The 20,993-nt window shown below is 72.3% G+C and carries 13 protein-coding genes and 2 pseudogenes; 12 read left to right on the top strand and 3 right to left on the bottom strand.

Going from position 1 to position 20,993, the window contains the following annotated elements; translation table 11 throughout:
* Positions 1-13: 13 nt before the first annotated feature.
* The 7 genes and pseudogenes from BR98_RS15175 to BR98_RS15200 all read left to right on the top strand — a co-directional run bounded on the left by BR98_RS15175 (position 14) and on the right by BR98_RS15200 (position 10,091).
* Positions 14-1,033, top strand: a complete 1,020-nt coding sequence (locus tag BR98_RS15175; RefSeq protein ID WP_035845134.1) for an ABC transporter substrate-binding protein — start codon at positions 14-16, stop codon at positions 1,031-1,033.
* Between the two features lie 83 nt (positions 1,034-1,116).
* A complete protein-coding gene (locus tag BR98_RS15180; protein WP_035845136.1) occupies positions 1,117-2,325 on the top strand; it encodes an ATP-grasp domain-containing protein in 1,209 nt (402 codons plus the stop codon).
* Positions 2,322-4,007 (top strand): IucA/IucC family protein, encoded by a 1,686-nt coding sequence (locus BR98_RS15185; protein WP_035845138.1) that lies wholly within the window; start codon positions 2,322-2,324, stop codon positions 4,005-4,007. Before BR98_RS15180 ends, BR98_RS15185 begins: the two co-directional genes overlap by 4 nt.
* Positions 4,004-4,708 (top strand): annotated as a pseudogene (locus BR98_RS42315) (MFS transporter); the annotation flags it as partial. The gene BR98_RS15185 and the pseudogene BR98_RS42315, both read left to right, overlap by 4 nt.
* A 495-nt stretch (positions 4,709-5,203) precedes the next feature.
* Positions 5,204-7,012 carry an IucA/IucC family protein gene (locus BR98_RS15190; protein WP_083977450.1) on the top strand — a complete coding sequence of 603 codons (1,809 nt, stop codon included), beginning with the start codon at positions 5,204-5,206 and terminating at the stop codon, positions 7,010-7,012.
* A complete protein-coding gene (locus BR98_RS15195; RefSeq protein WP_035845145.1) occupies positions 7,009-8,223 on the top strand; it encodes a type III PLP-dependent enzyme in 1,215 nt (404 codons plus the stop codon). Before BR98_RS15190 ends, BR98_RS15195 begins: the two co-directional genes overlap by 4 nt.
* Positions 8,224-8,639: 416 nt before the next feature.
* The gene (locus BR98_RS15200; protein WP_035845147.1) at positions 8,640-10,091 is read left to right on the top strand and encodes a recombinase family protein; all 1,452 of its coding nucleotides are present in this window, start codon (positions 8,640-8,642) and stop codon (positions 10,089-10,091) included.
* 45 nt (positions 10,092-10,136) lie between these two features.
* Here the strand turns inward: BR98_RS15200 and BR98_RS41315 are convergent, their stop codons facing one another.
* Positions 10,137-10,496, bottom strand: coding sequence for an SHOCT domain-containing protein (locus BR98_RS41315; protein ID WP_083977452.1), 360 nt, complete (start codon positions 10,494-10,496; stop codon positions 10,137-10,139).
* 189 nt (positions 10,497-10,685) lie between these two features.
* Between BR98_RS41315 and BR98_RS15210 the strand changes: the two genes are divergently transcribed.
* The 3 genes from BR98_RS15210 to BR98_RS15220 all read left to right on the top strand — a co-directional run bounded on the left by BR98_RS15210 (position 10,686) and on the right by BR98_RS15220 (position 16,403).
* On the top strand, positions 10,686-13,388 hold the full coding sequence (locus BR98_RS15210) for a glycoside hydrolase family 31 protein (protein WP_083976598.1): 2,703 nt from the start codon (positions 10,686-10,688) through the stop codon (positions 13,386-13,388).
* 170 nt (positions 13,389-13,558) lie between these two features.
* Positions 13,559-15,397, top strand: coding sequence for a SpoIIE family protein phosphatase (locus tag BR98_RS15215; protein WP_051969795.1), 1,839 nt, complete (start codon positions 13,559-13,561; stop codon positions 15,395-15,397).
* Between the two features lie 184 nt (positions 15,398-15,581).
* Positions 15,582-16,403 carry a class I SAM-dependent methyltransferase gene (locus BR98_RS15220; RefSeq protein WP_035845149.1) on the top strand — a complete coding sequence of 274 codons (822 nt, stop codon included), beginning with the start codon at positions 15,582-15,584 and terminating at the stop codon, positions 16,401-16,403.
* Positions 16,404-16,437: 34 nt separating this feature from the next.
* Here the strand turns inward: BR98_RS15220 and BR98_RS15225 are convergent, their stop codons facing one another.
* The gene (locus BR98_RS15225; protein WP_035852337.1) at positions 16,438-16,956 is read right to left on the bottom strand and encodes a hypothetical protein; all 519 of its coding nucleotides are present in this window, start codon (positions 16,954-16,956) and stop codon (positions 16,438-16,440) included.
* A 295-nt stretch (positions 16,957-17,251) separates the two neighbouring features.
* Here BR98_RS15225 and lnt point away from each other — a divergent pair.
* Positions 17,252-18,601: pseudogene (gene lnt / locus BR98_RS37980) on the top strand (apolipoprotein N-acyltransferase); the annotation flags it as partial.
* Between the two features lie 151 nt (positions 18,602-18,752).
* On the opposite strand, the gene ligD reads toward lnt, so the two are convergent.
* Entirely contained in the window at positions 18,753-19,763 is a 1,011-nt protein-coding gene (ligD, locus tag BR98_RS15230; protein ID WP_198042228.1) for a non-homologous end-joining DNA ligase, read from the bottom strand.
* Between the two features lie 149 nt (positions 19,764-19,912).
* On the opposite strand from ligD, the gene BR98_RS15235 reads away from it, so the two are divergent.
* Positions 19,913-20,992 carry an ATP-dependent DNA ligase gene (locus BR98_RS15235; protein WP_035845151.1) on the top strand — a complete coding sequence of 360 codons (1,080 nt, stop codon included), beginning with the start codon at positions 19,913-19,915 and terminating at the stop codon, positions 20,990-20,992.
* Position 20,993: the final 1 nt, after the last annotated feature.

Genomic DNA, 20,993 nt, shown 5'->3' on the forward strand with positions numbered 1-20,993 from the left:
AGGAACTCCAAGCATGTACCAGCGCCCCACCACCAGCCGGCTCCGCAGCGTCCCCGTCGCCGTGCTGGCCGTCGCGCTCAGCAGCACGCTGCTCGCCGCCTGCGGCAGCAAGGGCGCCGACCAGGCCAAGCCCGCCGCCTCCGCCGCCACGCCCGGCAACGACGCTGCCGCGAGCTTCCCGCGCACCATCCAGCACGCCATGGGCAGCACCGGGATCAAGGCCCAGCCCAAGCGCGTGGTGGTGCTGGACAGCGGCGAGTTGGACGATGTCACGCTGCTCGGGATCTCCCCGGTCGGCGCGGTCTCGCCGCACCTGAAGACCGAGGGCGGCTTCCCGACCTACCTCAAGTCCGGCCTCAAGGACACCAAGGACGTCGGCCCGATGGCCGAGCCCAACCTCGAGTTGATCGCCTCGCTCAAGCCCGACCTGATCCTCTCCTCCAAGGTCCGCCACGAGAAGGTCTACGACAAGCTCAGCGCGATCGCCCCGACCGTCCTCGCGCAGACCACCGGGTTCCCGTGGAAGGACAACCTGGCCCTTTACGCCAAGGCCCTGGGCAAGGAGGACGCCGCCAAGCAGGCGCTGGCCGACTACCAGGCGCGGGCCGCCAAGCTGGGCGCCGAGATCACGGCGAAGAGCGGCGGCAGCGCGCCCACGGCCTCGGTGGTCCGCTTCGTGGCCGGGCCGACCCGGCTCTACCAGAAGTCCTCGTTCAGCGGCACGGTGCTCAAGGACGTCGGCCTGGCCCGGCCCGCCTCCCAGGACGTGGACGCCGCGATGATGGACGTCAGCCCCGAGCAGTTGGACAAGGCCGAAGCCGACCTGGTCTTCGTGACCACCGCCGACGACCCGACCAAGACGCAGCAGAGCCAGGTGCAGTCCACGCCGGTCTGGCAGAACCTGAAGGCCGTCAAGAACAACAAGGTCTTCAACGTCCCGGACGAGACCTGGATGTCCGGCATCGGCGTGCAGGCCGCCGACCAGATGCTCAACGACATCGCCAAGGCCACCGGCGTGGAGCCGCCGAAGTAGCGGTTCCCAGGGGCCGGTTGCCGCCCGGTCGACACCCCGGCCCCTGCCCGCTCCGGCCATCCCACCACTCCCCCGAGGACACCATGCGGCTCTACCTGCTCGCGCTCAACCCCACCGACTCGGTCACCCACGGCTTCCTGCCGGCCGCCGCCGCCCTGGGGCTGACGGTCACCGTGCTGACCGACGACCCGGACGCCCACCGCCTGGCCTATGCCGAACTCGCCGACCCGGCGGCAGCGGTGGAGGTGCTGGGCTGCGAGGTCGGCGACTTCCGCGAGGTGATCGGGCTGATCTCCCGCCACCACCGGCCCGCCGCCGTCTTCAGCAACAGCGACCACCTGCAGACCCAGGCCGCTCTGGCCGCCGCCTACTTCGACCTGCCGGCCAAGGACTGGCGGGCCACCCTGCGGGCCAAGAACAAGGCCGAACTGCGGCGCCACCTGACCTCCGTCGGCCTCGACGCGGTCCACAGCGTGGAGCTGACGCCGGGCCAGGACCTGGGCTCGGTCGCCCTGCCACCGTTCCCCGCCGTGCTCAAGCCGCGCGAAGGGGTGGCCAGCGAGGATGTCGTCCTGGTCGCCGACGCCGCCGAACTCGCCGCCCGCTGCGAGGAGATCCGATACCGCAGGCCGCAGGCCACCCTGGTGCTGGAGGAGTTCCTGACCGGCGGGCTGCACACCCTGGAGACCCTCGGTGACGGTGAACGGCGCCTGGTGCTCGGCGGATTCCGCACCCGGCTGTCCCCGCCGCCGCACTTCATCGAGGAGGCCCTGGAGTTCGTCCCGGCCTACCCGAGCCAGGTACTGGACCAGGTCCTCGCCCAACTCGACGCACTCGGCGTGGGCCTGGGTGCCTGCCACACCGAGTTCGTGCTCCAACCGGACGGCCGGGCCCGGATCATCGAGGTCAACTACCGGGCGATCGGCGACCAGTGCGACCTGATGCTCGCCCAGATCCTGCAGATCCCGTACTTCGAGCACGTCCTGCGCGTCCACCTCGGACAGCCGCTGCCCGCCGACCTGGGCGCCCGCGAGGACCTGCGGGCCCGCAACGAGGCGGTCTGCGCCGACCGGGCCGGTGTCCTCACCGCCGCACCCGGCCCGTACGACAGCGAGACCGGGGGCGTGCGGCTCAGCTACCGCCCGCTGCGCCGGATCGGCGAACGCCACGAGCACTACCGCACCAACCGCGACTACCTGGGCGTGGTCTGGGCGATCGGCCCCGACCAGGCGGCGGCGGACCGCGCGGTCGCCGAGTTCATCGCCGCCAACCGCTGGGAGATCACCTCGTGAATCCCACCGAGACCCTGACACTGCGCGTCCTCAGCGCGCTGCTCCGCGAGGACGTGGTCGGCCTGCGCACCCGGTCCGTACCGCAGCAGCGATCCGACGGGCCGTGGCTGGTGCTCGGCGAGCTGGCCCTACCGGTCGCCCCGGACGGCTTCCAGTGCGAACACGCCGCCCGCCGCCCGCTCCTGGAGGTCGACGGCCTCCGAGTGACCGAGCTGGACGCCATCCTCGCCGTACTTGCCGACCGTGCCGCGCCCGAGGACCGGCCCGGGTTCGCCGCCTTCGCCGAGGAGTGCCGGCAGACCCTCGCCACCATGCGGCTGCACGCCGTCGAACAGCCGGCCGTGCACGCCCGGTTGGCCGAGGGCCACGGCGCCTCGGTGGCCGACTGGCGCGGGCCGCTGGCCACCCTGGGCTTCGACACCCTGGCCGCCTACCTGGACCACCCGGTCTACCCGACCGCCCGCGGCCGCGCCGGGCTGACCACCGAGGACCTGCACCGCTACGCGCCCGAGTGCCACCCGGCTTTCCTGCTGCGCTGGTTGGCCGTACCGGTGCAGGCGCTGACCGTGCACGGCGCGGCACCGCTGCCGGCCTGGTGGCCGACCTCTGCCGCGCTGGGTCTGCCCGATCTGACGGACAGTCACCTCACCATCCCGGTCCACCCGCTCTCCGTCGGCGCCCCCTTGACGCAGGCGCTGCGTGCGACCGGCCTGACCGACCACGCGGTGCTCGCCGAGCGGCCGTACCTGGAGGTCCTGCCCACCCTCTCGATGCGCACCGTCGCGGTGGCCGTCGACCCCGATTGCCACCTCAAGCTCCCGCTCGCCACGGCCACCCTGGGCCTGCGCAACCGCCGCACCATCAAGCCCGGCACCCTGCTGGACGGCGCGGCCGGGCAGCGGCTGCTCTCCCAGGTCGTCGCCGCCGAACCGCGGTTCGCCGAGTCCGTGCTGCTGGCAGACGAGCAGTGCTACGCGCACGCCGAGCACGAGCTGCTCGCCGTCCTGCTGCGCCGCTACCCCGCCGCGCCGCGGAGCGTGACCGTCCCGCTGGCCGCGCTGCTGGCTCCGGCACCGAGCGGACGCCTGGTCATCGAGGAACTCGCCGACCGCTTCTACGACGGGGACTTGTCGGCCTTCTACGACGCCCTGCTCGTCCTGCTGCTGGACTGGCAGACCACACTCTTCGGCTACGGGATCGCGCTGGAGTCGCACCAGCAGAACACCTCGCTGCTGCTCGACCGCACCGGCGGCCGCACCAGGCTGCGACTGCTCTTCAAGGACAACGACGGTCTGCGGATCAACCGCACCAGACTCCAGCTTCCGCTGCTGGAAGGCGAGTTCGACGACGAGCGGATCTTCGGCGGGGACGACCGGGCACTGACCGACCTGTTCACCACCATCACCGGCCACCTGTGCACCGCCTCGCTCGCGTTCGGCCTCGCCGAACACGGCTTGGCGCCGCTCGACCAGACCCTCGGCCTGCTGCGCAAGCGCCTCGGTGAGGCCGTGGACCGACTCGGGCCCGTCGGCCGGCCGCTGCGGGCCGCGCTGCTGGATGCGGCACGGCTGCCGGTGAAGGCGATGGTCAGCGCGGGCAGCCTGTACAGCAAGGAGCGTTCGGGCGCAGCCGACATCAACAAGCACTACACCACCGGACCCAACTACCTGGCGGACGCATGACCACCGAGGCACCGCCGGTGCCGACAACCGCGGGTGCCGCCGGCGGGCTCGACCGGCGCCAGGTGCACGCCGTGGCCGGCTGCTACTTCGTCGCCTCGTTCGCGGCCCTGGGCCTGCCGCCGTACCTGACCGCGATCCTGCCCGAACTCGGCGACCCGCGCGGGCGGTGGGCGGGGCTGCTGTACATCGTCCCGACCGTGTTCAGCGCCCTCGGCGCGCCGCTCTGGGGTCGGCTGGCCGACCGCTTCGGGCGCAAGCGCCTGCTGCTCCGCGCCCAACTGGGTCTCAGCGTCTCCTTCCTGCTGGCCGGACTGGCCGGCCAGCTGTGGGCCTTCGCGCTGGCGCTGGTGCTCCAGGGGTTCCTCGGCGGCACCTTCGCCGCCACCAACGGGTACCTCGCGGCGGCCCTGGAGGGCACCGGCCTGTCCCGTGCACTCACCCTGATGCAGGGCAGCGCCCGGGCAGCCCTGGTGGCCGCGCCGATCCTGGTCGGCACGCTCTCACCCTGGCTGTCGCCGCACCGGCAGTACCTGGTGATGGCGCTACTGCCGCTGGCCGCGGCCGCGTTGCTGACCCGACTGCCGGAGCCGCAGCGCACGCCGGGCCCGACGGTGACCGCGAGCGAGCCCACCGACAACCGGCCCGTAGCACCGCTGCGGGGGCTCTACCTCTACGAGTTCGCGTTCGTCTTCGCGACCATCGTCTCCTTCCCCTATCTGATCGTGCTGGTCGAGCAGCGCATCCCCGGCATCGACGCGACCGTGACCGGCCTGCTCTTCGCCCTGCCGCACCTGTGCTACCTGCTGCTCGCGGCGCCGGTGCACACCGCGGTCCTGGGCCGCCCCCGGACCGGGCTGGCGCTCGGCTTCGCCCTGGTCGCCCTCGGCTTGGCCGCCCATCAACCGGCGCACTCGGTCGCCGAGTTCGCGATCGCCCGGGTGATACTCGGGGCTGGGCTGACCTTGGGACTGGTCTGCCTGTCGGTGCTGGCCGCCGAGGCTGCGCGCGGTCGCGCGCCCGGCCGGATGTTCGGCACCCTCGAACTCGTCTCCAAGGCCGGCGCGGTGGCTGCCGGCATCGTCGCCGCGCTGGTCAACTACGCCCTCGGGGCGAGCTCGCCAGTGCTGGTCGGCACCGTCGCCGCGATCCTCGCGGCCGTTCTCTCCGTTCTCTCCCGCACGCACTGGAGCCGCTTGATGTCCCTCGCCCCGACCATCGCACCCACCACCACCGCCGCGAGCGCCGCCGCCACGCCCGCTGTCGCGCCCGCCGCGCCCGCCCTGCCCGAAGCCGACCTGGTGGTCGCCCACACCCTGCTCAACTGCCTGCTGCGCGAAGTCTCGGGACCGGAGCACCAGACCGCCGTCACGGACGGGCGCCTGCTGTTGCGGCTGCCTCGGCGTGGCGCGCTGCTGCGGGTCACGCTGCGCCGCACCTCGCTGCTCGGCGCGCACCGCTTCACCGGCCCGGTGGAGCTGGAGCGAGCCGACGGCTGGGCGGCACTGGACTGGCGCGAGCTGGCGGAGCTGGTGCAGGCCGAGCTGACACTGCGCACCGGCGTCGCCAACGAGGAGTTCACCGCGCAGCTGAGGTCGAGTCAGGAGGGCGTCCTGGCTGCGCTCTCGGACCGTCGGACACTCGCCGACCGGCCGAGCTCACCCGAGGAGCGCTACCTGGAGTCGGAGCAGGCGCTGCTCTTCGGCCACCGCTTCCACCCCGCGCCGAAGTCCCGCTCGGCCCGCGGAGCCGACCGGTCGACCTGGTCCGCCTACGCCCCCGAGGCGCGAGCCGCCTTCCCGCTGCGCTACCTTGCGGTCCGCGAGCACCTGATCGCCGAACGCAGCATCGACCCGGCGGCCACCGCGCTGCTCGACGGACTGCGCGAAGTACCCTACGGATACCGGCTGCTGCCGACCCACCCGTGGCAGTACGAGCTGCTCGGCGAGCACCCGGCGCTGCGGGCCGCACTGGACCGCGGGGACATCCTCGACCTGGGCACCGGCGGCCCGGACTTCGCCGCCACCGCCTCGGTCCGCACGCTGCACGGCGCCGGCGCCTTCCTCAAGTTCAGCCTGAACGTGCGGATCACCAACTGCCTGCGGAAGAACGCCGCGTACGAGCTGACCGGCGCGGTCGAACTGACCGAGCTGCTGGACCCGGCACTCACCGACCTCGCCGAGCGCTTCCCGTACGCTGCGATGCTGCGCGAACCGGCCTTCCGCACCCTCGCGCTGCCCGGCCCCGACGGCGCGCCGGACACCGAGCTCTTCGAAGGCTTCGGGCTGATCGTCCGGGAGGACCTCGGCGCCCGGCTGCGCCCCGGCCTGACCGCCCTGCTCGCCGCCGCGGTGGCGGACGAGTACCCGACCAGCTCGGCGCAGCTGGGCCAACTGCTCGACGGGGCAGCCGAGTCCGAGCTGCTCGACTGGTGGACCAGGTATCTGCGTCTGCTCCTTCCCCCGGTGCTGGCCGCCTACTTCGACCACGGCGTGGTGCTGGAACCGCACCTGCAGAACGTGCTGATCGGCGTGGACGCGGCGGGCCGGCCGGCCCAGGTGCTCTTCCGCGACCTGGAGGGAACCAAGCTGGTGCCGGAGCTGCTGTCCCGGCGCGACGCCGCCGTGCTGGCCGGCCTGCCCGCCCAGGTGGCCGGGCCGATGAGCTATGACGCGCAGCGCGGCTGGGACCGCGTGGTGTACTGCCTGCTGGTCAATCACGTGGCCGAGCTGCTGGCCGCGGTCGCCGACCAGAACCCGTCGCTGGAGCCGGAGTTGTGGGACCAGGTGTGGCAGGTGCTGGAGGAGTACGCCGACGGGCACGGCTGCCCGCCTCGGCTGCGGGCACTGCTCGCGGGCGTACCGCTGCCGGCCAAGGCCAACCTGCTGACCCGCTGGGAACGCAAGGCCGACCGCGCGGCCGGCTACGTCCGGCTGCCCTCGCCGCTGGCCCCCGACGTCCTCACCCAGGCCGCCCGCGCCACCGCCCGTTCCCGGAGTGCCCGTTGACCACGCCCGCCGCTCCCGTCACGCCGGCAGTCCGGGCTCGCGTCGCCGCCCTCACGCCGGAGGAACTCCCCGCCTACCTCTACGATCTCGCCGCCCTCCGCGCCCATGCCGCAACCGTCCGGGCCGCGCTCCCCGAACGCGTCGAGCTCCACTACGCGGCCAAGGCCAACCCCGAACCGGCCCTGCTGACCGCCCTGGCCGACCACGTGGACGGCTACGAGATCTCCTCCGGGGGCGAGTTGGCCCACGTCCGGGGCGTCCTGCCGGACGCTGCGCTTGCCTTCGGCGGGCCCGGCAAGACCGTCACCGAGATGGCCACCGCGCTGCGCATCGGCGTCCACCGCTGGCACGTCGAGAGCGTCAGCGAGCTCCACCAACTCGCTGCCCTCGCCACCGAGCTGCGGCCCACCACCCCCGTCGACATCCTGCTCCGGGTGAACCTCCCGGTCGCCGGCGACGCTCTCGACGGCGTCCCGCTCGCCATGGGCGGCCGGCCGACCCCGTTCGGCCTCGATCCCACCGACGTGCCGCACTGCCTGCGACTGCTCGACACCGCGCCGTTCGCCGCGCTTCGGCTGCGCGGTATCCATGCCCATCTCGCCAGCGGTCTGGACGCGCCGGCCCAACTCGCGCTTGCCGAGCAGATCGTGAGCTGGGCGGGCACGCTGGCCGAACGCTTCGGGCGCTCCTTCGAGGAGGTGAATCTCGGCGGCGGAATGGCCGTCGACTACGCCGACCCGAGCGCCCGCTTCGACTGGGCCGCCTACGGCAGCGGGCTCGCCCGGCTGCTCGCAAGCCACCCCGGCCTGCGCCTGCGGATCGAGCCCGGCCGCGCCCTGACCGCCTACTGCGGCTGGTACGCCACCGAGGTACTGGACGTGAAGCGCAGCCACGGGGAGGAGTTCGCCGTCGTCCGGGGCGGCACCCACCACCTGCGCACGCCCGCCACCCGGGGGCACTCGCAGCCGTTCAGCGTGCTGCCGGTGGCGCAGTGGGCGCATCCGTGGGACCGGCCGGGCACGGCAGGTGGCCCGGTGACGCTCTGCGGGCAGCTCTGCACGCCCAAGGACGCGCTGGCCCAGCGGGCTGCGGTCGCCGAGCTGCGCGCCGGGGACCGGGTGGCCTTCGCGCTCGCGGGCGCCTACGCCTGGAACATCTCGCACCATGAGTTCCTGATGCACCCTCGCCCGGGCTTCCACTTCCTCAGCTGAAGCGGCCTCAGCTGAGCCGGTCTCACCCGATGCGGACTCACTCGATGCGGACTCACTCGATGCGGACTCAGCCGGTTGGCCTCAACCCGCAGGTAGAGGGCGCTTCTCCACCGCCATCCCCACCCAGGGGTTGAGGCCCGGTCGGCCCCTGCTGCGGCACTCTTTGGCCATGACCAACACCATCCCCTGAACCCCAGCCGACATCCCCCAAGCCCCCTCAGCCCTCGCCCCAACCACCGCCAAGGAGTTGAAACTGCGCCAGCCTCTCCCCTCGCTCCACTAATGAGGCTAGGCTAGCCTTCCTTAGGCTGCCCTTGCCTGATGGCCTCAGGTCAGCTCTCCGTGCGCCGTCACGGCCGGTTCGGCCGAGCACCGTTCATTGGGCGCCGCCATGCCCAGACCCGAGGACCAGACCAGTGCCCGTTCCGCGTTCCAGCAGCGACGCCGCCCACCGTGCCGCGGTGTACTGCTGGCTCGAACCGCAGACCGCCACCGCCTCCCCAGCGAACGGTCACCGTGCGGAGCTGACCGCCCAGGAGCAGCTCGCGCGGCAGCGGGCCGCCGCACTGGGCCTGACCATCGCACCCCGACACGTCTTCGCCGACCGCCGCCCACCAGCCGTCCCCCCAACCACCACCAACTCAAGCTCAACCAGCTCAACCTCCACCAACTCAAGCTCGGGCAACTCGACCTCCGTCAACCCAACCCCGCACCCCACCCCCGCGCGCACCGCCACCGCACATCCCAATCCCGGCTGGACCGCACTGCTGGCCGCCCTTCGAGCCAAGGAGTTCCAACACGTCTTCCTTCACCAGGCCGAGCGACTGGAGAGCCACCCCTTCGCCCTCGCCGAGCTGCTGACCCTTGCCACCGAGCATCGGCTGCGTCTGCACGGACACCCACACGATCTCAACGACCAGGCAGTTCGTGCCGAGTTGCTCCGTACCGCAGAGCGCGCCTGCCGCACCGCCCGAGAGACCTCCGAGCGGGCGCGGCGAGCGCACCGGCAGGCCGCTGCGGACGGCCGCACCCACGGTGGTGGCCTGCGGCGGTTCGGCTACACCCCGGGGCTGACCGCCGTGGTGGAGCACGAGGCGCAGGTGGTCCGCGAGCTCTTCGCCCGCTTCCTGGCCGGCGAGTCGCTACGGTCCCTCGCCGTCGACCTCAACGACCGTCAGATCCCGACCGCCTACGGCAACAAGTGGACCGTCAGCGGGGTCGGCCGCCTCCTCGAAGCACCCCGCTACGCCGGCCTGCGGGTGCTCGACGGCACGGTGGTCCGCGCCCCGGACGGCTCCTACGTCACCGCCGACTGGCCCGCCTGCGTCAGCGTCGATGACTGGGAGGCGGCCCAGCACCTGCGCGCCGCCCGCGCCCGCGAGCAGGCCGCCACCCGTCGGCCTCGGCGCGAGTACCCACTGACCTCACTGCTGCGCTGCACCCGCTGCGAACGACACATGGTCGGCTCCATGATCGGCAGCTACCCGACCTACGCCTGCACGTCCAACAGCAGCCTCGAAGCGGTCCACTGCTCACGCCACATCGGCGCCGAGTCCCTGGAGGCCCACGTCGCCGAACACGCCATCAGTCTGCTCGAAGCCCTCCCCGTCGACGCCCTCCCGTCCGGCGCCCTGCCCTCCGTCCCACTCCCTTCCGGCGCCCTGTTCCTGGACACTCTCGACGGCGTCCGCACCGGCCCGCAGGCCCGCCACGGCTGGGCCCGCCTTAGCCCCACCCGACGGGCCGCCGTCTACCGCTACTTCTTCGCCGCCATCCGCATCTCCGCGTCCTCGACCAGCCGAAGCGTCTTCGACCCGACCCGCATCGAGATCGTCCCGCACCGCCAGGACACCGAGCACTCCACCTGACCTGTGCTCAACCTCGTCGACCTCGGCCTGTCCACGGCTACGGAGTCAGCCCGGCCCAGGTCCACCCCCCGGCTCGCGCAGCACTCTCAACCGCCGCTGGTACTCCTCATCGTCGATCTCGCCCCTCGCATACCGCTCTCCCAGGATCCGCTCCGGAAGGATCCGCTCGGGCAGACCTCCCTCCGCCTGACCGCGTTCCGGTTCGCCGACGCCCTTCGGCCCGGGCCAGTTCCGCGGCCCCGCCACCGGCGCCTGTCGCATCCCTCGCGAGCCCTGCGCCCGGAAGGCCAGCACCAGCAGCACCCCGAGCAGCACCAGCAACACCAGTGCACCGATGGCGAAGAAGCCGAACCCGAATCCCCAGCCGCCCACTCCGCCGACATGGTGATGGTGGTGGATCAACATCGCGCACCACCTCTCGTTGACCATCTTCCAGTGTGCTCCCCCAATCTGAGTCGCCTGCTCATTCGTGCTCACTTCGCCATTGAACGCGCAGAAATGGACTGCTAGCCTCCCCCCGCAGCCATCACCTCGTGCTGCTTTCCAACCAGTCCCTGTGTCATGGACACTTCCGCACACCTCTTTGGACGTGGCATGCGAACACTGCGAACCAGTCGACACTTAAGCCCACGCACCACCCGCACCACCCGCCACACCACCCGGACCACCCTCACCGGCGCCTTCGGCGGCGTGCTCGCGATCCTGCTGGCGCTGCTCGGCGGCCAACCCGCCGCGCACGCGGCCACCCCGTCGGCCGGCACCCTCTCGCTGTCCGGCACCCACACCCTCAACTGGCAAGGCCACTCCTACCCGAGCGGCTCCGTCCCGGACCCGGCCCACTGCCCCACCCAGGCCCAGGACCCGCAGGGAGCGACCTGCGACCACTTCGACCTCACCGTCGACGTCCCGGCCGGGTACTGGCAGCAGAACCCGGACGGCGGAGTCCCGCTGTCGATCAACTGGCCCGACGCCAACAACGACTTCGACCTCTACATCTACGACAGCGCCGGCCACGAGGTCGCCGAGAGCGCCGGCTCCACCGATCCCGAGGCGACCGTCATCCCCAACGCCTCCGGCACCTACCACGTCCTGGTGGTCCCGTACGCGGTGACCAACTCGGGCTACAGCGCCACCGCGAGCATCCCGACAGCCACCACCGTCGGCAACGCCACCGCCATCGCGCCGACCAACGACGGCAACGGCAGCACCACCGGCTACGAGATCCAGGCTGGCGCCGCCCGCGCCCGGATCGAGTTCACCAGCGAGGACGTGTTCCGTCTCCAGCTCGCGCCTGACGGCACGTTCACCGACCCGGCCGGCCGCGAGATGGTGACCACCGCCCCGTCACCGCTCAAGACCACCCGGGAGTTCGACGCCGGCGACTACTACGCCGTCGCCTCCAAGGACCTGGTCCTGCGTGCCTACAAGAGCCCGTTGCGGTTCGCCCTCTACCGGGCCGACAACCGCACCGTGGTCTGGCAGGAGACCCGCGGCCTGACCTGGACCGAGGACGCGATGCAGCAGACCCTCGCGCGCGGCCCCCAGGAGCAGTTCTACGGCGCCGGCGAGCAGAACGGCAGCTTCTCGCACCGCGACCAGACCGTCCACGTGGCCAACAACTTCAACTGGAACGAGGGCGGTTACAACAACTCCCAGCCCTTCTACCTCTCCAGCGCGGGCTACGGGGTCTTCCGCAACACCTTCGCCCCGGGCGTCTACGACTTCGGCGACCGGGTCCACACCTCGGCCCAGGAGCGCCGCTTCGACGGCTACTTCATGACCAGCCCGTCCGGGCCCGACCTGAAGGCCGTCATCGGCCAGTACACCGACCTGGTCGGCAAGCCCTTCATGCCCCCGGTCTACGGCCTGGAGCCGGGCGACTCCGACTGCTACCTGCACAACGCCAACCGCGGCGAGCGGCACACCCTGGACGCGCTCAAGGTGGCCGACGGCTACACCGCCAACCAGGACCCGCTCGGCTGGATGCTGGTCAACGACGGCTACGGCTGCGGTGACGAGAACCTCCAGCAGACCGGCCAGGGCCTTCGCGACCACAACATGCAGCTCGGGCTGTGGACCTCCACCGGTCTGCCCAACCAGGGCGAGGAGGTCAAGGCGGGCGTGCGGGTCCGCAAGCTGGACGTCGGCTGGGTCGGCCCCGGCTACCAGTTCGCGCTGGACGGCTGCATGCAGGCCAAGGCGGGCATCGAGCAGAACAGCGACGCCCGCGGCTTCGTCTGGCTGCCGGTCTCCTGGGCCGGCGCGCAGCGCTGCGGCGTGCTCTGGAGCGGCGACCAGACCGGCAGCTACAACTACGTGAAGTGGCAGATCCCGACCTACGCCGGCTCCACGATGTCCGGCATCGCGTACAACACCGGGGACGTCGGCGGCATCTTCGGCAGCGATCCACGGGTGGAGACCCGCGACCTGGAGTGGAAGACCTTCATCCCGACCATCATGACCATGGACGGCTGGGCGAAGAGCGACAAGCAGCCCTGGCAGTTCGGTCAGCCCTACACCTCGGTCAACACCAAGTACCTGCAGCTGAAGGAGCGGCTGCTGCCGTACCTCTACACGCTCGCCGCGCAGGCGCACCAGAGCGGTGTCGGTGCGGTCCGTCCGCTGGTTCTGGAGTATCCGAACGACCCCAACACCTGGGGCGACGCGGCAAAGTACGAGTTCCTCAGCGGCAAGGACTTCCTGGTCGCTCCGGTCTACGACGCCTCCGAGACCCGCGACGGCATCTACCTGCCGCAGGGCACCTGGGTGGACTACTGGACCGGCAAGACCTACCAGGGCCCGACCACCATCAACGGGTACCACGCTCCGCTGGATACCCTGCCGCTCTTCGTCCGTGCGGGCGCGATCGTGCCAATGTGGCCGCAGGGCACCCTCTCCTGGCAGACCCGGGACACCTCCCGGCTGGACTACGACATCTACGCCCAGGGCAACGCCGACTTCACCCTCTACGAGGACGACGGCACCACCCGGGCGTACCAGCAGGGTGCCAGCGCCACCCAGCAGGTCACCGTCCGGGCAGCGGGCGAGGGCCACGGCGCCACCCTGGTGACGGTCGGCCCGAGCACCGGTGACTACGCGGGGAAGCCGGCTGCGCGCAGTTACGAGTTCAGCGTGCACGTCGGCGCCGAGCCCGCGACCGTCCTGCTCGACCACCACCCCGTCACCGACTGGAGCTACGACTCGGCGGCCGGCGTGGTGCACATCAAGACCCCTCCGGAGTCCACCAGCAGCAGCTTCTCGCTCCTGCTGGCCGGCGCCGGCGGCATCGGGCGTTGACCCGGATCCCACGGCACCCCCGCCATGACGCACCCGCAGTAGTGCATCCGCAGTAACGCACCGAACTCGCCGGGGCGGGACCACACGCCCGCCCCGGCGACACCCCTTCGCAAATGGGATGATCAGACCAAGGTCTGTCCAGGCCTGGGACACCCATCAGCGGAGAGATCATGGCTCCGGACCAGCCAAATTCCCCGGATCCGGCCCGTTCCCCGGACCCACCTCGTTCCCCGGACCCGCCCCGTTCCCCGGACCCGCTCGCCTTCCTCAGCGGCCGCGAGACCGAGCAGCTGCTCGATGCCCTGGCCCCCGGCCCCGACGGCCCGATTCTCGCGCCGCTGCTGACCGACTACCGCCTGATCCGCCAGATCCTGGACCGGGCCGGCCTCGGCATCGCCATCCTGGACACCCAGCTCCGCTACCGCTACGTCAACCAGACCCTCGCCGAGATCAACGGCGTCCCGGCCACCGAGCACACCGGCCGCCGGATCGCCGAGGTGGTCCCGGGCATCGATGTCGCCGCCGCCGAGAAGACCCTGCGCGCGGTACTCACCGACGGCTTGCCCCGGTCGCACACCGTCGAGGGCACCACCGCCTCCGGTCCCGCCGGCGAGCTGCGCTGGTGGCACAACTCCTACTACCGCCTCGACGACCCGGACAGCGCGGGCACGCCGAGCAGCACCCCGCTCGGGGTGGTCGCCATGGTCCTGGAGATCACCGAAGACCGCCGGATCCGCCAGGCCCTGGACCGGGCCCGCACCCGGCTGGCCCTGCTGGACGAGGCAGCCACCCGGATCACCACCACCCTGGACGTCGAACAGGCCGCCAAGGAGTTGACACGCCTGCTGGTCCCCCGGCTCGCCGACGCCGCCGTGGTGGACATCCTGGAACTCGATCCGCACCGCGCGGCCGAGCTGATGCTACGTCGGCTCGCCCTGAGCACGACCCCCGAGCTGATCCGGGCCGGCCGCTACGTCGGCGCGCCCGGCACCCTGGTCCGCCCGCAGGCCGGCTCCTCGCTCGCCCGCTGCGTGATCGAGCGGGTCCCGGTCGTGCTCAACCACCCCACCGACGAGGAGATCCGTCAGACCGCCGCCCATCCGCAGCGGCTCACCTGGTACCGCCGCCTCGGCCTGCACTCGGCCGCCTTCATCCCGCTCACCGTCGGCAGCACCGTGATCGGCGCCGTGACGCTCGGTCGGGCCGGCGCCTCCCCGGAGTTCACCCCGGACGACGTCGCGCTGATGGTCGAACTGGCCGATCGGGCCGGGCCCGGAATCAACAACGCGCAGCGTTACGCACACGAGCACGAGTCGGCGTTGGCGCTGCAGCGCGCGCTGCTGGCCGAGCCGATGACTCCGCATCCGAACGTCGAGTGTGCGCTGCGCTACCTGCCGGCCGGCGCCTCCGCCGAGGTCGGCGGCGACTGGTACGACACGGTGGCGCTGCCGGGCGGCCGCACCCTGCTGGTGGTGGGCGACGTGATGGGCCACGGCCTGGACGCCGCAGCCGCGATGAGCGAGTACCGCTCGCTGGTCCGCGCCCTGGCCCTGCAACGCCGGTCGCCGGCCGGGATCCTCAACGAGGCCGAGCGGATCGTCGAGGCGCTCGCCCCGGAACGGGTGGCGACCTGTCTGCTGGCCCTGGTCGACCCGGTCCAACAGCGCGCCACCTTCGCCAATGCCGGCCATCTGCCGCCACTGCACCTTCGGCCCAAGGCTCACAGCCACCTGCTCGACCTGCCGGTCGGCCCGCCGCTGGGCGCCGGCCTCGGCGACTACCAGCAGCTGACCGTGCCCTTCGCCCCCGGAACGGTCCTGCTGCTCTACACCGACGGCCTGATCGAGCGGCGCGGCACCGACATCGAGGAGTCGCTGCGCGCACTGCGCGACCTGCCGCTCGACCCGGCGGCCCCGTTGGAGCACCTGATCGACACGGCGCTGACCGGACTCGCCGCCGGCCATGGCGAGGACGACGTGGCGCTGCTCGCGGCCCGCCTCGCACTGTAAACACCCCCGACGCAACACCCCCGACGCAACACCCCCGACGCAACACCCCCGACTCAGCAACTCCTACTCAGCAGCCTCTACGTAATAACCCCTCAGCGCTCTTGCCACTTACCTCAGCATGCGCTTAGCTAGGTAATGCCTCCAGCGCCCAAGCACCCATTACATCCACCAGGAAGGCAGCGCCATGTCCGACCAGACCCTCACCGAAGCCGGCACCAACATCAACACCAACACGGAAGCCGACACCGGCGCCGACCCCGAGCGCGCCTACTGGGCCGGCTGGCAGCGCAGTTGGGACCGCCAGCAGGAGTGGTACCTGCCCGACCGCGAGGAGCGGTTCCGGGTGATGCTCGACCTGGTCGAGGCCGTCACCGGGCCCGCACCCCGGGTGCTCGACCTGGCCTGCGGCACCGCCAGCATCACCGGGCGCCTCCTGACCCGGCTTCCGCAGGCGAGCAGCGTGGGCGTCGACCTCGACCCGGCGCTGCTCGCGATCGCCGAGGGCCACTTCCGCGCGGAACCCCGGCTGACCCTGGTCACCGCCGACCTGCGCGAGCCCGACTGGACCGCCGCGCTTCCCGCCGGCCCGTTCGACGCTGTGCTGACCGCCACCGCGCTGCACTGGCTGAGCGCGGAGGACCTGCTGCGGCTCTACCGCGATGTGGCGGGCCTGCTCCGCCCCGGCGGGATCTTCATGAACGCCGACCACAGCCCGCACCCCGCCAGTGCGCTGCTGAACGCCGCCGACCGCGCGCTGCAGCGCCGCCGCCAGGCGGAAAAGCAGGCCTCCGGGGTGCCGGACTGGTCCCGGTGGTGGCAGCTCGCCGCCGCCGATCCCCGCCTCGCCGAGGCGGTGGCCGCCCGCTCCACGCTCTACCGCGACCACCAGGACGGCGCCACCCACTCGGCCGAGTGGCAGACCGCTCGGCTGCTCGAATCCGGGTTCAGCGAGGTCGCCGTCCCCTGGCGCTCACTCTCCGACGCCCTGGTCGCCGCGCTCCGCTGAAGACCCTCCCCGGACTCCGGCCCCAGCGCTCACCTCACAGCTCCCCCCGCTCCGCCCGCCCAGCCTCCTCCGCCGCGGTCTCCGCCGCCCGCACCTCCGCCGCGACCTCCGCCGCGGGGCGCCGGATCAACCGGCCCCCGTGGCGCGCCGCCAGTGCGTCCAGCGGCGCCGGGTCCGACTCGTGCGCCTCGACGATCAGCATCGCGTGGCCCTCGGCCAAGTCCTTGCTGTAGACCAGCAGCCCCTCGGCCCCGTCCTGGAAGTGCCGCAGCTCGGCCGCCCCGCCCAGCACCGTTCCGGCCGTCCAGCCGAGCAGGACGCCGACCGGCCCGCCGAACAGTCCGAGCAGGCCGCCGACGATCCCGGTCGCCACGGTGGGCGTGCCGGCGCCGCGCACCCAGCTCTCGGGTGTGTCGAGCAGGCCCTCCGTCGAGCGGGTCAGCACGGCGGCCTGCTGGACCCCGCGGAGTTCCTTCGCCTCACCGAAGGCGTCGAGCGCCGCCTGCGGGCTGTCGAAGGTGATGAACAGCATGTGCTGCGTCTCGTCCGCCATCGTCATTCCTCTCCGGAGCTCGTACCGCAAACCCGTACCGCAATCCCGTACCGCACACCCGTACCGCCATCCCCCACCGCACACCCGTACCGTGCACGTTAGGTGCCACGAGCTGAAACGGCGTCAGCACCGCGCCCAACCGTTGAAGAACTGAACCGGGGACGAACTCCGCGCGACACGCCCAAGCTGCAGCGCACGAGTCATGGTGGTGACGCCGGAAGAAGCGGAGAATCGGATCATGCCGCTCCGCCCCGCGCTCTCCGATCCCGCCCGGTACGGCTCGCTGGCCGCGGGCATGCTGCCGGTGCTGGCCTTTCCCACCGCCGATCTGGAGTGGCTCGCCTGGGTCGCCCTGGTTCCTGGTCTGCTGCTCTGCCAACGCGCGCCGCGGGCCCGGGAGGCGGTGGTGCGCGGCTGGTGGTTCGGCGCGGGATTCGTGCTGGCGGCGATGTACTGGCTGGTGCCCACGGTCGGCCCCGGCCTGGTGCTGATCGCCGTGCTGTTCGGCGCGCTGCAGGGCGCGGTGGGCCTGGCCGTCTGGCTGCTGCTGCGTCCCCCGCTGACGGCGCGTCGGGCGTTGGCGGCGCTGCTGGTCGTCCCGTCGGTCTGGGTGCTCACCGAGTTCGCCCGGTCCTGGCAGGCGCTGGGCGGGCCGTGGGCGCTGCTCGGCGCCACCCAGTGGCGCCATCCGACCGTGCTGGCACTGGCCTCGGTCGGCGGTGTCTGGCTGCTCAGCGCCGCGGTGGTGGCGGTGAACACCGCCGTCCTGATCGCCCTGCTGGCGGAGCGCACCGCCGTGCGCGCCGGCGCCGTCTGGGCGGGCGCCGCGGTGCTGCTGGCCGGCCCGGTGGTCTTCGCGCTCACTCCGGGCCCGGCCACCGCCCGCACCGCCACCGTCACCCTGGTCCAGCCCGGCCAGACCCCGGACGGCGCGGCCCGCCTGGACGCCTCCGCCGCGCTGACCACCCAGCTCGCCACCCAGCCGACCACCCAGCTCACCCCCCGCCCGCAGGACCGCCCCGACCTGATCGTCTGGGGCGAGAGCAGCATCACCACCGACCTGTCCCGCGATGCGCCGACCCTGGCCAGGCTGCGTGCCCTGGCCGCCACCACCGGCACCGACCTGCTGGTCAACGAGGACGCCCGCAAAGCCGACGGGCACATCTCCAAGGACGCCGTGCTGGTCGACCAGGACGGCATCCGGGCCCGTTACGCCAAGATGCGGCTGGTGCCGTTCGGCGAGTACATCCCGTTCCGCTCGGCGCTCGGCTGGCTGACCGGGATCAGCAAGGCGGCCGACGAGAACCGCACCCCGGGCCACGACTTCCACCTCTTCCAGCCGGTCGACCGATCCGGCCGCCCGCTGCCGACCGGGGTACTGATCTGCTTCGAGTCGGCCTTCCCCGACCTCTCCAGGACCGCCGTCCTGCAGGGCGCCCAGCTGATCGTCTACCAGTCGGCCACCTCCACCTTCCAGGACACCTGGGCCCCGGCCCAGCACGCCTCGCTGGCCGCGCTGCGCGCCGCGGAGACCGGCCGGCCGGTGGTTCAGGGGGCACTGACCGGCGTCTCGGTGGCCTTCGACCCGCAGGGCCGCGAACTCGCCCGGCTCGGCACCGGCGAGAAGGGCGCGCTCACCGTCCACCTCGCGCTGCCGGACCCGGGTTTTCGCACCTGGTACGACCGGCTGGGTGACGTGGTGCCCTGGACGGCGCTGCTGGTCACCCTCGCCGCGATCGGCTACGGCCTGCGCCCACGCCGCGCGGTCCCACCAGTGCGAGAAGTCGCAGCCGCGGCTACTCCTTCTGCTTCGCCCGGCTCGGCTGCACCCGAGCGGGCTCGCCTGGCATCTTCGGGTGGTCCGGCGGGTAGGGCATCTCGCCGAGTCCCTCGTCGTGCTCCTGACGGTGTGACAGCTCCAGCACCGCCTCCAGGCCGAAGGCGTGGTCGCCCAGCTCCGCCCACGGATCGCCCAGCTCGGCCAGCCGGTCCGGGACCGTCCGCAGGGTGAAGTCCCGAGGTGCGACCTGGTCCAGCTCCTCCCAGCGCAGCGGGGTGGAGACGGTGGCCTCCGGCCGGGCGCGCAGCGAGTAGGCGGAGGCGATGGTGCGGTCCCGGGCCATCTGGTTGTAGTCGACGAAGAGCTTCTCGCCGCGCTCCTCCTTCCACCAGGCGGTGGTGACCTGCTCGGGCATCCGGCGCTCGAGCTCCCGGCCGAGCGCGATGGCGCAGCGGCGCACTTCGGAGAAGGTCCAGTTCGGCGTGATCGGCACGTAGACGTGCAGGCCGCGCCCGCCGGAGGTCTTGGGCCAGCCGCGCAGCCCGTACTCGCCGAGCAGCTCGCGCAGCTGGTGCGCGGCGCGCACCGCGTCGGTGAAGTCGGTGCCGGGCTGAGGGTCGAGATCCAGCCGCAGCTCGTCGGGCCGGTCGGTGTCGGTGCGCCGGACCGGCCAGGGGTGGAAGGTCAGGCAGCCGAGGTTGGCAGCCCAGAGCACGGCGGCCGGCTCGCTGGGGCAGATCTCGTCGGCGAACCGTCCGCTGGGGAAGGCGATCCGGGCGGTGGGCAGCCAGTCGGGCGTGTTCTTCGGCGCCCGCTTCTGGTAGAAGAACTCGCCCTCCACGCCGTCGGGGAACCGTTGCAGCGTGGTCGGCCGGTCGCGCAGGGCGCGCAGCGCCGCTTCGGCGACGGCCTGGTAGTAGTGCGCCACGTCCAGCTTGGTGTAGCCGGGACCGGGGAAGTACACCTTGCTCGGATTGGTCAGCCGCACAGTGCGCCCGCCGACCTCCAGTTCCACCGCTTCGCCCATGGCTCCACGCTAGGCCGGGCGCCCCGGACCGGCACGTGGACGGGCACGCACCGGCATGTGGACGGCACGAACCGGCATGTGGACGGCACTCACCGGCACGCGGGCGGCACGCGGTGCGGGCGGCGGCCGGGTGACGCACCATCAGAGGCATGGACCTTCCCGTGATGCCGCCCGTCGAGCCGATGCTGGCCAAGGCGGTGGACGAGATCCCCGCGGGCATGCACTACGAGGCCAAATGGGACGGCTTCCGGGCCATCGTCTTCCGCGACGGCGCCGAGCTGGAGCTGGCCAGCCGCACCGGCAAGTCGCTGACCCGGTACTTCCCGGAGCTGCTGGACGCCTTCCGGGCCGAGCTGCCCGAGCGCTGCGTGCTGGACGGCGAGATCGTGCTGGCGCACGACGGGCGGCTGCACTTCGAGGAGTTGCAGGAGCGGATCCATCCGGCGGCCTCCCGGGTGAAGAAGCTGGCCGCCGAGAATCCGGCCTCGTTCGTGGCCTTCGACCTGCTGGCGCTCGGCGACCAGTCGCTGACCGAGCGCTCGCTCAGCGAACGCCGTCCGGCGCTGGTGGCGGCCCTCGCGCAGGCCGGGCCCTGCGTGCACATCGCGCCGGCCACCCGGGACCGCGAGCTGGCCCGGCAGTGGTTCACCCAGTTCGAGGGCGCGGGCCTGGACGGGATCGTGGCCAAGCCGCTGGAGCAGCCGTACCGTCCCGGGGTCCGGGCGATGTTCAAGATCAAGCACGGCCGCACCGCCGACTGCGTGGTGGCCGGCTACCGCGAGCACAAGGACGGGCAGGGCGTCGGCTCGCTGCTGCTCGGCCTCTACGACGCTGCGGGCGTACTGCAGCACGTCGGCGTCTGCGCCTCGTTCACCGCCGCCCGCCGCCGGGCGCTGGCCGAGGAGCTGGCCCCGCTGCGGCTGCCCGACCCGAGCGGGCACCCGTGGGCGGCCTGGACGGACGAGGCGGCGCACGAGGCCGGCCGGATGCCCGGTGCCCCGAGCCGGTGGAGCGGCGGCAAGGACGCGACCTGGGTGGCGCTCCGCCCTGAGCTGGTCTGCGAGGTCGCGTACGATCACATGGAAGGGACCCGGTTCCGGCACACCACCCGTTTCCAGCGGTGGCGGTCCGACCGGTCCCCGCGGAGCTGTGACTACAGCCAACTGGAGGAGCCGGTCGGCTACGACCTGGCGCAGCTGCTGGCCGAGGGCGTGTCGCCGGATCGCTGAC

Origin of the sequence: Kitasatospora azatica KCTC 9699, assembly GCF_000744785.1 — a bacterium.
Lineage (GTDB): Bacteria > Actinomycetota > Actinomycetes > Streptomycetales > Streptomycetaceae > Kitasatospora > Kitasatospora azatica.